The following is a 13,760-nucleotide window of genomic DNA, read 5'->3' on the forward strand; positions in this document are numbered from 1 at the left end:
CTGTACTTCAGTCAATTTCAATTGAGAAAGAAAAAGCAATGCGGTCTCAAAGTCTCGAAATCCATAATTGACAAGATCCTTGAAATACTATTACTGAGCAAGGCAATAAATCAGTGGTTCTGGTGAGCCAGGCTAGGAAGATGTACTCTTTACACTGGCCTCCTGATGGGTTTCTGATGATTTCGCAAATCACCGACTCTAATGAAAGGGGAGCTTATGAGAATTGAAAAAGTGAAGGTAAGCAATTTCAGAAGTTTTGGGAACGCTGAGACTTCGGTTATGCTTGACAATTTCACTATCATGATTGGACCTAACAACAGCGGAAAGACGAACCTTATGCTTGCTTTGTCTAAGCTTTTCGGGTCAACAGATCAAAGGATTATTCATTACAGAGACTTTCACGTACCACTGGGAGAGGTTCTTGAAACTAGTGGTAAAAGAGAAATGCACATTGAGGTAATTCTAGGGGTCACGAATGAGAAGACAGATGCTCCACTTTTCTGGAATGAATTCACGGTGGAAGAAGCTGGGAAAAAGCCATATGTTAGAGTGCGACTCGAATCATCTTGGGAGAAAGGAGCAACGCCTGACGGCACAGTCGATAGCAGAATGTATTTTGTCACTGCGCCAGAATCTGAAGGGGAACCTCCTGAGAGCAAGAAGCCTGCAAGGACACATGACTTGTCAAAAATCAACCTAATATACGTTCCCGCAACAAGAGATCCTTCGTCACTTTTGAGAAAAGCATCTGGAAATGTATTGTGGAGAGCTCTGAGGTATGCAGAATGGAACGACGATATCAGGAAGAAAATTGATGGCCATATTGAAGATCTAAACAATGACTTCAATGAAGAAGAAACAGTTGCTCAAATTCAGGAAATTCTGCGGTTGAAATGGAAGGGATTTCATCGAGAACAAAAGTACAATAAGGCAGCACTCACTTTCGCAAGGAAAGATCTTGACAGTATGTTGAATAGACTGAACGTGGAGTTCTCTCCGACTGATACAGGTGGGACGTACGATATTGAAGATTTGGGAGATGGAATGAAGTCTCTATTCTACCTTGCGCTGGTGAGTACCTCACTCGGAATTGAGGAATCCGTACGCAAAAGTGCTCGTAGCGAAGAGGTGCCCGTACTAACACTGGTTGCAGTAGAGGAGCCTGAGAATCATATAGCACCACAACTAATGGGCAGGATTCTTGCCAGTCTTAATGACATCGCAACAAATGACAATGCTCAAGTAATTCTTTCATCGCATACTCCATCGATTCTGGCAAGAATTGAACCAAAGCAGATCAGATACTTCATGAATAGGGGAAGCACAAGTGTAAGAGCTATACTTCTGCCTGATAAGGAGGAGGAAGCTCATAAATTTGTGAATGAAGCAGTAAAGGCATTCCCCGAGCTATATTTTGCAAGGTTGGTTGTCTTGGCTGAAGGAGACAGTGAGCAGATAATACTTCCGAAGATATTTGAGATGTTTTCTATGCAAGTTGATCCCCATGGAATTTCTGTCGTGCCCCTAGGAGGTAGACATGTGAATCACTTCTGGAAACTGCTGAGAAACCTTGACATCAAATACGTCACTCTGTTGGATCTAGATTTAGAAAGGGAGACAGGCGGTTGGGAGAGAATAAAGTATGTTGTTGATCAGTTATGTGAGTGTGAACATACATTTGAGAGACTCAAACCTTGCGGAGTATCAATAGAGTCACCTAGAGATTTGCTGAATAAGAGTAATGCTGAGCGGGACCTAGAAGAGATGAGACTCTGGATTGATTTCTTGGAAGAACACGATGTGTTCTTCTCTTACCCTCTTGACATTGATCTATTGATGCTTGAAAAATTCCCTGATTGCTACAAATCAATTATTCATGATCGTGAAGGAGCGAGAATCGGGGGAAGAAAACTGTCGGAAGTGGAAAGTGAATCTGCTTCTACAGAATACGAGGACAGGCTTGTGAAAGATCTAAAAGCCATTCTAAGAGATGAAAGCGACAGATGCAGTGCTTATGAAGGAGAACTGCGAAAATTGATGCCCTGGTACAAATATTTCTTCTTGGGGAGGAGTAAACCAGTGTCTCACATTATGGCTTTATCGAGAGCTGAAATTGATGGGAAGTTAATTATCTCGAATCTGCCAAAGTTATTTGAGCGTTTAACAAAGAAGGTTCGGACGAAGTTGGAATAGAGAGATGTGTAGTTTGATGAGATTTCAGAGCGAAGATGAATGGTTTGCCGAATGCGGAATGGAGTTTGAACCTTCTGCAAGGGAAGCTATAAGAAACTCCGGTAATTTGCTAGTAACTGCAGGTCCAGGTGCAGGCAAAACAGAGATTCTTGCTCAGAAAGCGTCCTTTCTGTTGAAGACTTCTAGATGCACACATCCCCAGAGAATTCTTGCAATAAGCTTCAAAAAAGATGCGGCAAGCAACATTGCCGAAAGAGTGAAACAAAGATGTGGCGAGGAATTGGCAAGAAGATTCCACTCGATGACCTTTGACGCATTCGCAAAAGACTTAATGGACCGCTACTTGAAAGCAATCCCTGAGAATTTCAGGCCTGAACGAAGCTACTCAATAGGAGTGAAAGACGAGGAGCTAAAGGAAAGACTCTCAGCCTGTGGAATGCCGTCTAATGAGAGAATAAAAGAACTTACAGCAAAGCCGCTGTATTCTCTTAGTGAATGCGACAGGAGTATTTTGAGAGACTGGAGGATTCTTCTAAAACATCCTGGAGAAGAGTCACTGCTAAACTTCAGAATGATATCAAGACTTGCTGAACTGATAATCAAGACCAATCCAATAATTAAGGCATATCTAAACACATCTTTCAGTCATGTTTTTCTCGACGAATTCCAGGATACCACATTCATTCAATACGACCTTCTTAAGGCTTGCTTTATGGGATCAAATTGTGAATGCACAGCAGTAGGTGATGATAAGCAGAGGATAATGACATGGGCTGGAGCAAGACCTGGCATATTCGGGGAATTTACTCGAGATTTCAATGCCAACGAGGTTTCGCTGGTAATGAACTACAGGTCAGCACCGAAATTAGTGGAATTCCAAAGACATGTATTCAAGTTACTTGGTGAAAGAGTCTTAAGCACGCGGCCAGACAAGAGACGGGACTCAGGGGACGGAGATCTAACTCTACTGCATTTTGCAGACAAAGTAAGCGAGGCTTCATACCTTGCTAAGCTCATCAAGGGACTGATTGATGCCGGAACACCTCCAAGACACATTGCCATCTTGATCAGGAATTATATTGATGACAACGCATCAGAAGTAATCAACCAGCTAGGGAAACTGGGGATTGGTGCCAGGAATGAAACAAAATACCAAGCCATGTCATCTGAAGAACTTGTGGGTATCATAATGTCAGCTATCAGGTTGGCTGTGATTGATCGCTCTCCTGATGATTGGATTCATCTATTAGAGATATTGATTCAGCTAAAAAACTACTCGGACTTGGAGAAAATACATCAGGCCAAGAGCGATCTTAGTAGGCTCATCAATGACATAAAAAATGACTTGGAAGATAGTTCAAACAAGAAAGAACTTCGATCGATAATTGATAAGATTCTGGAATTTTTCTCTGTTGATTCACTCAGAGCATTATTTCCAAGATACTCAAATGTGGATTACGTAGAAAGCTTAAAGGATGATCTTTCGGAACTGCTATGGACAAACAGGAAAAAAGAGGATAACTGGAAGGCGGCTCTTAAGAGATTCGAAGGAGATAATACAATACCTATTATGACAGTTCATAAGTGTAAAGGACTGGAATTTGAGACTGTCATCTTTCTAGGGCTTGAAGACAAGTTGTTCTTCAACTTCGGCAGAGATTCTGATGAAGAGACAAGATCTGATGAAGAGACAAGAGTTTTCCTTGTTGCTGTTTCGCGTGCAATCAAGAATTTGGTCTTCTCAACCTGTAATTCGAGAGGAAAGGTTATTGATTGCTTTCTTGATGTTATTAACGATTCTGGTTTGGTGAACTGCCTCTTTTTGTAAGAGTGGCCATACCCCTCCTGAAGACCAAAAGGCAGAGAACTCACGCCCATAAGACTCCCAAGGTTTTCAACCCTATGCTTGGTCTTTGAAACAAGTTTAGTTCACTTTCTGTAGTTCGACGAGTAAAAAACGAGAACTTCCCTGTCTTTCAAAAATGGTAGAGGCCAGCCAGGAAAGGAGAATGAATATGAGTAAGGTTGAATGCTTCAATGAAAGCAACTTCGAACAGGTATCGAGAACTCTTGCCGAGACAGTCACCGGAACACAGTTAGGCTACATTTTTTCCAGTTGCCAAATAGATGACATTATAGGAGCAACCGGAACCAAGTGGAAGCGAATATACCATTCTATGCTTGAAAGACAGAGGATGGACAAGTGCGGAAATCATGTAGCACAGTTCATTATGGCTGTGATGTCTCCAGGGCGTTTTGCAAAAGAGAAAAACAAATTCATCGAAGCCAGAAGAGAACTGAACTTATTTCTTTCGTTCGATGGTCTGGAACTGGACGAGGAAGGGAAACTTCACCATGTTGAAAAAAGCAGAACAATTTCTGAAGCAGAAAAACGCTGTCAAATACTATCAGCAAAACTAGTTGGACGAGACATTCATCCTGAAGTCATCAAATTCTGCAAAGTAGAGCTCCTTCACGACAACTATTTTCATGCGGTGTTCGAAGCCACAAAAAGCTTGGCTCAAAGGCTGAGAGACCTATCAGGCGAGGAGACTGACGGATCCAGACTGGTTGACGCCGTGTTTGACCTAGACAAACCAACACTGGCAATTAACAAACTGACATCAGAGACAGAGAAGATGGAACACAAAGGGTTCGCAACTCTTCTGAAAGGATGTTTCATGGCTATAAGAAATCCCTTGGCACATGAACCCAAGATACTGTGGAACGGAGAAGATGATGCCGCTGATTACTTAACACTGATATCTCTACTGCATAGAAAACTCGATAGCGCAGTCAGAATTCCAAGATACTGAAACCATTATCGTGAATCCTTCCTTCATCACCAAACTTAGGTTATCTCAAGGCTGCGGTCGACAAGGTTGCAGAGCATTTGCAGTACTCCTTGCATTAAAGGGAATTCACATCTGCAGTTTCAGAGAATGAATCTCTGCAACTTCAGATATCATATTCTGCGAAAACAAGCAGGTTCTTTGCACATCGGAGGTGCCGCGCTGAAGAATCCACCTCAGATTGAGAGCATAAGAGCGCTTTCTGAAGAAGAAGTGCTTGTGAGGGTTCTCATGAAAGTTGATGTGGATTACAGTATCGACTTTGATTGGGATGACTACGCTGAATATGAGGACGTGCGAGAATTGCTTGGAAGCTGCGACGAAAGCTTTTTGTTTACGTCGTTGTCGGGCAAAGAGACGATTACTCTTGAATTTGATCTAATAATACACAGGATAACAAAGGAAATCATCACTTATGAGCTTTCTCTTATTGAAGGACCCTCTGCTTCACTGTTTCTACGCTAATCATTAGAAGTCGAAACTGGGCTTCAAGACTGGCAGCCCCATGGGGGACCGAACCCCGACCTTCGGACTGAGAATCCGGTGGATCAACTCGATTGGCTTGTTATAGTTCTTTCGACGACAGATTAACCTTCTTGCGGCGAACTATCTTCAGATGAAATAAATATCCCGCTCAGGGTTCCAGCGTACATAATGAGTATTATCAGTATTGAAGCTATTCACTCGTCAGAACAAGCTGCAGCTCGACAGTCCATCAAACTAGCTAGATCCCGTTTATTCCTTCCATTCTTCGAATTTCGAAGAACTTCATTGCTAAAGAGGCGACAGTGTGAATAATCTGACCAGACGGAGGATCATCGGGTTTCTTGGATCTGGTTGATATTTGGTATTATTATCACTGTGTTATATAGATATATTGTTATAACAATAGATAAATCCCTGTAGAGAAGGTGAATCCATGTACAGTTGGACGAAAGTGAGGCTAGATGTCTCTTCTTCTGTTCCGTTATTTCAGCAGATCGCTGACTGGATCACTAATGCAATATCAAAGGGAATCCTTGAGGAAGGCGATAAACTGCCGAACGAAATGGAGCTCTGCAAGGTATTCGACGTCAGTCGAATCACCGTCAGAAATGCTTTGATGAAGCTCCAGAGGGACGGGTATCTCTCTAGGCAGCGGGCCAAAGGAACCTTCGTTTCATCGCGGGCAATCACGTTCCAGTACGTCAGTGAAACGATGGGTCTTGGAGAGGAGCTAGTAAAGAAAAACATTGGCATTAAGGACAAGGTTCTGAGATGCGAGATTATCGGAGCGAACGAGATTATTGCTGAAAACCTTGGAATCTCCCCCGGGTCGAAGGTCTTCGCTTTGGAGAGGCTTAGAGTAATAAACAATGAGCCTTTGATAATCTCCAGAAACTTTATTTCTTACGATCTGGTGCCGGACGTTGAGAAGAATGACTTTAGCAAAGAATTCCTCTATTCTGTGCTCGAAAGACAATACGGAATTGTGATGCAGGAGTTTGTGAGATCCTTTGTCCCGATTATTCTGAATGATTCCGAAATGAAGATCTTCGGTTTGAAGAAGGACTGTTACCCCGCATTCAAGATAGAGAGCGTTACCTACGACAGTAACAGGAGATTGATTGAATACTACGAGGGTATTCAGCTGGGCAAGTATGGAAAGCTTACTGTACGTTCAAAGGGTATCTGAGAATTCGGAGGGGGTTTTGCTTTATGAGTAGTGATTTGGTAATGGCGATCGATATCGGGAGTACCGGGACGAAGGTCATCTGTGTCGATGCTTCCGGATCTATCGTTGCCAGTGCTAACACCCCTATCGATTCCTTCAGTCCCAGAGATGGATGGGTTGAGCACGATCCTATCCAGTTGTGGGATTCGGTAGTGAATTGCCTTGGGGAAATCCGGAACGATGTTTCGAGCAGTAGAGTGGCCGCGGTTGGGATAACTAATCAGCGCGAGACAACTGTAATCTGGGACAGGAAGACCGGGAGCCCAGTTTACAATGCCATCAGCTGGCAGTGCAAGCGTTCTGCCGACATTTGCAGAAGATACGCTCACCTTGAAGCGGAGATTGAGAAAAAGACAGGGTCACTCCTTGATGCTTATTATTCAGCCACGAAGATAGTCTGGCTTTTCGAGAACGTGGCTGATGTGCGCGAGCGCGCACTCAAGGGGGAGTTGCTTTTCGGCACCGTCGATTCCTGGATCATCTGGAAGCTCACAAATGGGGCCTCTCATAAGACAGACAGTTCTAACGCTTCTCGAACTCTCCTGTTCAACATAATCACAAATCAGTGGGATGATGCGCTTCTTAAGGAATTTGACATACCTGAGAAGATCCTTCCGGCGGTCGGCGATTCCGATTCACTCTTTGGAGAAGCGGTGGCACCCGCCGAGTTTTTCGTCAAGCCCATTCCGATAATGAGCTGTTTGGGGGACCAGCAATCGGCACTTTTCGGACAAACCTGCTTTGAAGAGAAAGAAGCAAAGTGCACATTTGGAACATGTCTGAATTTGGGAATCAACACAGGCAAGATCATAAGATCGGAAGCCAGAGGTTTGACTCCAACTATCGCCTGGAGGACCGGCGGCGAAATGACTTACAAAGTTGAAGGCGGAGTATACGTCGCAGGTTCTCTTCTAAATTGGCTGGTCAAGAAGGCTCGTCTCGCTTCGAGCGTTTCCGAGCTTACTGATCTGGCCCAAAGCGTCGACTCGGCCGAAGGGATAGCTTTCGTTCCCGCGTTCGTAGGACTTGCCGCTCCCCACTGGGATATGACTGCGCGGGGAATTCTCGCGGGTCTGTCTTTCAACCATGATGTTGCTCACATTTCCAGGGCCGCACTGGAGTCGGTTGCCTTTCAGACCTACGATGTTCTTAGAACTGCCCGCGAGGGGCTGGGTATAAGTGTTCAGAAATTGAATGTCGATGGTGGAATGGCAAAGAACGACTTCTTGATGCAGTTGGTTTCGGATATCTGCTCATGTTCTCTTGACAGAGCTGAATACCTGGAGAGCACGTCCATGGGCGCGGCGTATCTTGCTGGTGTATCGACCGGGTTCTGGAAGGATTATTCGGAGGTGAAAAGACTCCGGAAGACCGAGAGAGTATTCGAACCGCAATTGAGCGAAAGCAGAAGGGAAAACATGATCTCTGTCTGGAACAGAGCCGTTGAAAGGTCTAAAGGATGGAGTCAGTAGTGGAGAGTGATGATTGTGACTAACACAAGTCTACTTGAATTCTCAGGAATAGACATGAGATTTCCGGGGGTGCACGCTCTAAAGAATGTGAGTTTCGAGGTGAAAGAAGGAGAGGTCCATGCACTTCTCGGAGCCAATGGCGCCGGAAAGTCTACTCTGATAAAGATACTCGCCAGGGTATATCAGCAGACAGACGGAGAGATTTTTCTTAATGGAAAGAGCCTAAACAGTGCTTCTGCACAGAACATAAGGCAACACGGGATCGACTTTATATTCCAGGAGCTCGAGCTCGTTTCCAGTTTCACTGTAGCAGAGAATGTCCTTCTGGGAGACGAGGTAACTAAGGGCGCTCTCTTGAATCGGAGGGAGATGTCAAAGAAAGCTCAAGAAACACTTGATCAGCTGATTCCAGGGTTCATAGACGCTAGATCGCTTGCTAGAGACCTGACCGTAGCTCAGCAGCAACTTGTATGTATTGCAAGATCGCTTTACAGGAATCCAAAGATCCTTGTTCTGGATGAGCCGACTTCAAGACTTAGTTCATCGGAAGTGGACGCTCTATTTTCCGTAATTGACCGTCTGAAAAAGGAGAGGAATATTACTGCAATTTACATATCCCACAGACTGGAAGAGATCTACAGGATTGCCGACACTCTCACCGTTCTGAGAGACGGGGAGAAAGTCGTGACCTGCAAGGTAAACGAAATTACGACCAAGGAAATTATACGCAGCATGATGGGAAAAGAAATCGATGTTACCAAGAAGATGGAGAATCTTGCTCCCGGGTATGGTGAAAAACCTGCTCTAGAGGTAAGGGGGTTGAGCGACGGCAAGACTTTCGGGCCCATAGACTTCGATGTCTTCAAAGGCGAAGTCTTCTGTATTACAGGAGCAGTCGGAAGCGGAAAAACGGAACTGATAGAGACTATCTTCGGCCTGAGAAAAGCTGCAAGTGGAACACTCAAGATAAATGGCAAGAGCTGGGTTCCCAAGAGTCCTTTGCATGCCAAAAACAAGAAGTTGTCGCTTGTGCCGGAAGACAGAAGACTCAATGGTCTAGTGTATGACTTCTCGGTTAGAAAAAACATCTCTCTGGTGTCATTGAAGAAGCTGTCGAGGTTTGGATTCGTTGTCAACGTGAAAAAGGAGAAGGAAGTGGCAAAGAAGCTGGTAGAAGAGCTTTCCATAAAGACCGCCGGTCTAGAAACGGCGTCGAAATTCTTGAGCGGTGGAAACCAGCAGAAGGTAGTGTTTGCCAAGTGGCTTGTCGGCAACTCCGAGATCTACTTCTTTGATGAGCCTACAGTTGGGATAGACGTGAAGGGAAAAGAAGAGATATATGAAATCATACACAGTCTTGCGAAAGAAGGGAAGTCTGTTATTGTCACTACCAGCGATTTTGACGAAGCTCTAAGGGCATCGACCAGGATAATGGTGCTCTTTGCGGGGAAGGAGAAAGGACTACTTGATTCCGAAACTGCAGTTAAAGATGAGCTTCTATTGTTGACGATGGGGGGAAAAGTTAATGAGTGAGCTGGCTTTATCAAAAAAGAGTAAGGGCTTCGGTTGGTGGCTTGACAGAAGCGGTACAATCATGGCTTTCGTGTTCATGATTGTAATATTTGGCATACTTTCTCCATACTTCCTCCAGCCAGATAATGTAGTTAACATAATGATTCAGGTTTCCCCTCTCTTGGTCACGGCACTTGGAATAGTCTTCGTAAATATGGCAGGTGAGAGCGATCTTTCTCTCGGAGGAGTTCTTGGCCTGGGTGCCACTCTGTACTGTGGATTCCTGAAATCAGGAATGCACCCTGCGGCATCTCTCGTGGCAGTAATCGGGATCTGTGTTTTGTTTGGGATTCTTAATGGTTTTCTGGTTGCGTATCTCAGGTTGTCTTCATTCATAGTTACTACGGCAGTTATGTTCATTGCTATGGGTCTTGAGAAGTCTTATAACAACGGATTCAGTATATGGATCAGAGACGATCGAGTAACCGCGTTCGCTAACGGAAGCTTCTTGGGGATCCCGAATCTCGTTCTTCTGGCTGCTATCATTTATTTGCTGACGCATCTGCTTCTCCATATGACAAGATTCGGAGTTCATACCCAGTCAGTTGGGGAGAGTTTCGAGACGGCAACACTTATGGGTATAGCAGTAAAGAGGCTGAAGTTTTCCTCCTTTGTTATAGCGAGCGCTTTCTACGCGCTGGGCGGGATTATGTATGCCATGAGGAGTTCAGGAGCGATTATCTACTCCGGACAGAAGGTATTGCTTCCGGCCTTAGCAGTGACTTTCGTTGCTAGAACGGTCCTGGGTGCAAAGCGACCGAATACCTTTGGGATAATTATCGGCGCACTTCTCTTAGGGGTCATAAACAATGCATTTACGCTCATGGGGGCAGAGTTCTACTTGATTCCTATAGCTCAAGGGATTGTTCTGGTTGCTGCAGCTGCGATAGCTACCATAAACAAGAGGGACATTCAGCAGGAGAAGCTCGACTAGGAGGGGTCTGTAAATGAAAGAGAATGGAATTACATACGATGGGAGCCAAAGAGACAGCTTGCAGAATAAAATCAGAGTCTTCTTGATGAAGTATCTGATTGTGGTCATATTCTTCGTGATGGTCGTAGTCTTTTCGATTGTTTCTCCTTCGTTTTTGAGAGTGTCTAATCTCAGATCAATAATGGTACAGACAAGTATGCTTTCGATTGTCGCTTTCGGAATGACTTTGGTAATGATAGGCGGAGGGGTGGATCTCTCGATTGGTTCCATTGCGGGTCTTGCGACGATTTTCGGAGTTACTATGATGGTCTACTCGGGCCTGCCGGCGATCCTCGGAATTCTTCTTGGCCTGCTTATAGGTGGTCTTGTCGGCTTTTTCAATGGGCTTCTGGTCTCGAGATTCAATGTTGCGCCGTTTGTTGCAACTCTGAGCACGATGTTCATTGCTCAGGGGCTTCAGTTTGCGATCAGACACGGCGAGAGTATAGGCTATGGTTTCCCAGCAGCTTATATAAGCATGGGAAGTGGAAGAGGGGGGTTTCTCTCCATTCCCACTCCAATATGGATATTCATAGCGGTACTTGCTATCATGCTCTTCATAACCGAGTTCACCACCTACGGGAGATATGTGCGCGCCATAGGCCTCAACCAATACGCTTCAAAGTATTCGGGCGTGAGAGTAAGGCTTCTTACGCTATCTACCTATGCTATCGCAGGCGTTCTGGCGGCCCTTTCGGGATTGATTTTGGGAGCCAGTCAATCCTATATTCAGCCCTATATAGGAGATAGCTTTTTGCTCGATTCTCTCGTTGTGGCACTTCTTGGCAAGGCTGCTTTTGCCGGTTACGCTTCCATTCTTGGAACAGTTTTCGGGGCGCTCTTCCTGAAGAGCCTGGAAACAGGAATGGCTATGCTTGGCGCTCCAGGGATGATACTGAACATCTCGAAAGGGGTCCTGCTTCTGGCCGTTCTGCTCTTGAGCATTGTTCAGCGGCAATCCTTGTCAGTAAGGAGGGTTGCGCATGAACAATAGTCTCATTCTCGCCGTTGATTGCGGAACCAGTAGTGCCAGAACAATTATCTTTGACGCCGCAACGGGAAAGCAGATGAGCGTCGCTCAGATTCCCTGGCAAAGAACCGAGGACGATCACGGGGCCACCAGATTTGACACTGAGGGCAACTGGAAGATTATTTGCAGTTGCATTAGAAAGAACCTTGAGGATTTCGACGCAAAGAACATTATAGCCATTACCACGACAAGTTTCAGGCATGGACTTGTTTGCATTGATAGGGACGGCTCGGTTGTTTTTGCGTGTCACAATGCGGACCCTCGATCTGACGAGCAAGTCAAGAGATTGAACGAGACTGGTCTTGCAGAAACAGTTTTCCGAATTACGGGCGACTCTCCGACCATAAACGCACTGCCAATTCTGATGTGGCTGAGAGAGAACCACCCCGAAAACTTCTCGAAGATCTGGAAGGCACTTTCGGTTGCCGGGTGGGCGTCGTACAAGCTCAGTGGAAAGACAGCGGTGGAACCTTCGATGGCTTCAGCAACATGCCTGTTCGATGTCAAGAAATTGGAGTGGTCAGAAGAGGTTCTCAAGATTGCCGGATTTGGTCCCGAGATACTTCCGGATCTTGTGCCGTCGGACTCCAAAGTCGGTTCCGTTACGAAGAAAGTGGCGTTTGAGACAGGGCTTCTTGAAGGGACGCCTGTATTTGTGCCTATTGGAGATACACAGGCCGCCATGATTGCTACAGGTGACATTACTCCGGGGAGATCTTCGCTTATCGGAGGCACCTTCTGGTTGGAGGCTCAGACAACCGGCGAACCGATTACCGATGAAGCTCTCTTCTTGAGAACGCAGTGTCACTGCGTCAAAGATGTGTGGTTTAACGAAGGTTGCAGCTTCTATGTCGGACCATTTATAAGTTGGTTTGTCAAAACATTCGGATGTGAAGATTCGGAAGGCGAAGTAGTTTTTGGTAGAGACTTCGATGAACTGACTAGAAAAGCGGCCCTCGTTCCTCCGGGCGCTTATGGATTACAGGCGATCTGGTCGAATCTGACCAATGTAAGTAACTGGAGGCATTGTGCGCCAGCCTTTCTTGACTGGGACATACTGGAACCTTCCCGGTCGTCGAAGGAGGTGTTTTTCAGAGCAATTCTTGAAATGGCAGCGATGCTTGCATTTGGCGATTTTGAAAGGATCAGGAACGTCACTGGTCTTTGGCCCAGTTCGATGAGTTTTTCCGGAGGGGCAGCCTCAAATGAACTGCTGGCCCAGATACTGAGCGATGTTATGGAATCAAAAGTCACCGTATTCGATTCAAGCGAATGTTCTGCTCTAGGAGGTGTAATGATTGCCAGTGCGGCGAGCGGGATTTACGATTCGCTGGAGTCTTCTGTGAAGTCAATGTCGAAGATCAAGACCGAATATCTGCCTTCCGTTGAAGTCAACCAGGTTTACAAGGCTAAGTACAGAAGATGGAGATCAATCTATGATAGTCTTCTTAGACTATCCGATGATGGACTGACAAAGTATTTGTGGATAGCAGCTGGTGCAAGAAAATACACTTGAGGAGGTGTTTTAGTGAAGAAGTTTGAAATTGGAAAGCTACCCGTTTATCGTGCGGCCCCGCCCAATGTAAGAGATAACCTAATCCTTGTTGATAAAGAGGTGGGCGCCGAGAATCTCTCGGTAGGTATAGGAATTTACCGCAAGGGACAGGCTTCAGAGTTTCATACTCACGTGACTGAAGAAGAGGTAATGATTTACCTCAAAGGAAAAGGAATTATGAAGACAGCCGATGGAGAGGAGGTGGAACTTGCTGCGGGAGACGTTACTTATGTTCCTGGAAACGAGAGTCACAAGTTGATCAACACCGGTGATGAAGACTTTGTATTTCTGTTCATCTATTCCCCTATGGGACCCGAGAGAAACATCCGAAAGTGGGACATTGTGAAAGACCTAAACTATTCTTTGGAGGATCTCCGATAATCCCCTTAGAATTGCAAT

General features: G+C 45.3%; 11 protein-coding genes. All 11 read left to right on the forward strand.

Annotated elements, in window-relative coordinates; genetic code table 11:
• The first annotated feature begins 216 nt into the window (after positions 1-216).
• The 11 genes from B3K91_RS10385 (at position 217) to B3K91_RS10435 (ending at position 13,742) form a co-directional block, all read left to right on the forward strand.
• Complete coding sequence (locus tag B3K91_RS10385) at positions 217-2,193, forward strand: ATP-dependent nuclease (RefSeq protein ID WP_292595007.1); 1,977 nt, start codon at positions 217-219, stop codon at positions 2,191-2,193.
• Between the two features lie 16 nt (positions 2,194-2,209).
• The gene (locus B3K91_RS10390; protein ID WP_292595149.1) at positions 2,210-4,021 is read left to right on the forward strand and encodes a UvrD-helicase domain-containing protein; all 1,812 of its coding nucleotides are present in this window, start codon (positions 2,210-2,212) and stop codon (positions 4,019-4,021) included.
• 187 nt (positions 4,022-4,208) lie between these two features.
• Positions 4,209-5,009: a TIGR02391 family protein gene (locus B3K91_RS10395; protein WP_292595010.1), complete on the forward strand. Its 801-nt coding sequence runs from the start codon at positions 4,209-4,211 to the stop codon at positions 5,007-5,009.
• 126 nt (positions 5,010-5,135) lie between these two features.
• Positions 5,136-5,510, forward strand: a complete 375-nt coding sequence (locus B3K91_RS10400; protein WP_292595013.1) for a hypothetical protein — start codon at positions 5,136-5,138, stop codon at positions 5,508-5,510.
• A gap of 454 nt (positions 5,511-5,964) precedes the next feature.
• A complete protein-coding gene (locus B3K91_RS10405; RefSeq protein WP_292595015.1) occupies positions 5,965-6,720 on the forward strand; it encodes a GntR family transcriptional regulator in 756 nt (251 codons plus the stop codon).
• 23 nt (positions 6,721-6,743) lie between these two features.
• Complete coding sequence (locus B3K91_RS10410; protein ID WP_292595018.1) at positions 6,744-8,231, forward strand: FGGY family carbohydrate kinase; 1,488 nt, start codon at positions 6,744-6,746, stop codon at positions 8,229-8,231.
• Positions 8,232-8,246: 15 nt separating this feature from the next.
• Entirely contained in the window at positions 8,247-9,764 is a 1,518-nt protein-coding gene (locus tag B3K91_RS10415) for a sugar ABC transporter ATP-binding protein (protein ID WP_292595021.1), read from the forward strand.
• Positions 9,757-10,737, forward strand: a complete 981-nt coding sequence (locus tag B3K91_RS10420) for an ABC transporter permease (RefSeq protein ID WP_292595023.1) — start codon at positions 9,757-9,759, stop codon at positions 10,735-10,737. The genes B3K91_RS10415 and B3K91_RS10420 overlap by 8 nt, the downstream gene beginning before the upstream one ends.
• Before the next feature lie 13 nt (positions 10,738-10,750).
• Positions 10,751-11,770: an ABC transporter permease gene (locus tag B3K91_RS10425; RefSeq protein WP_292595026.1), complete on the forward strand. Its 1,020-nt coding sequence runs from the start codon at positions 10,751-10,753 to the stop codon at positions 11,768-11,770.
• The gene (locus B3K91_RS10430; RefSeq protein ID WP_292595029.1) at positions 11,760-13,322 is read left to right on the forward strand and encodes an FGGY family carbohydrate kinase; all 1,563 of its coding nucleotides are present in this window, start codon (positions 11,760-11,762) and stop codon (positions 13,320-13,322) included. Before B3K91_RS10425 ends, B3K91_RS10430 begins: the two co-directional genes overlap by 11 nt.
• 12 nt (positions 13,323-13,334) lie before the next feature.
• Positions 13,335-13,742 (forward strand): cupin domain-containing protein, encoded by a 408-nt coding sequence (locus B3K91_RS10435; protein ID WP_292595032.1) that lies wholly within the window; start codon positions 13,335-13,337, stop codon positions 13,740-13,742.
• Positions 13,743-13,760: the final 18 nt, after the last annotated feature.

It is taken from the genome of Mesotoga sp. UBA5847 (assembly GCF_002432735.1).
Lineage (GTDB): Bacteria > Thermotogota > Thermotogae > Petrotogales > Kosmotogaceae > Mesotoga.

Excerpts from the sequence above, each read along its gene's own strand:
- B3K91_RS10425 (WP_292595026.1), top strand. The coding sequence starts at position 10,751 with ATGAAAGAGAATGGAATTACATACGATGGGAGCCAAAGAGACAGCTTG.
- B3K91_RS10430 (WP_292595029.1), top strand. The coding sequence starts at position 11,760 with ATGAACAATAGTCTCATTCTCGCCGTTGATTGCGGAACCAGTAGTGCC.
- B3K91_RS10395 (WP_292595010.1), top strand. The coding sequence starts at position 4,209 with ATGAGTAAGGTTGAATGCTTCAATGAAAGCAACTTCGAACAGGTATCG.
- B3K91_RS10405 (WP_292595015.1), top strand. The coding sequence starts at position 5,965 with ATGTACAGTTGGACGAAAGTGAGGCTAGATGTCTCTTCTTCTGTTCCG.
- B3K91_RS10420 (WP_292595023.1), top strand. The coding sequence starts at position 9,757 with ATGAGTGAGCTGGCTTTATCAAAAAAGAGTAAGGGCTTCGGTTGGTGG.
- B3K91_RS10385 (WP_292595007.1), top strand. The coding sequence starts at position 217 with ATGAGAATTGAAAAAGTGAAGGTAAGCAATTTCAGAAGTTTTGGGAAC.
- B3K91_RS10410 (WP_292595018.1), top strand. The coding sequence starts at position 6,744 with ATGAGTAGTGATTTGGTAATGGCGATCGATATCGGGAGTACCGGGACG.
- B3K91_RS10390 (WP_292595149.1), top strand. The coding sequence starts at position 2,210 with ATGAGATTTCAGAGCGAAGATGAATGGTTTGCCGAATGCGGAATGGAG.
- B3K91_RS10400 (WP_292595013.1), top strand. The coding sequence starts at position 5,136 with ATGAATCTCTGCAACTTCAGATATCATATTCTGCGAAAACAAGCAGGT.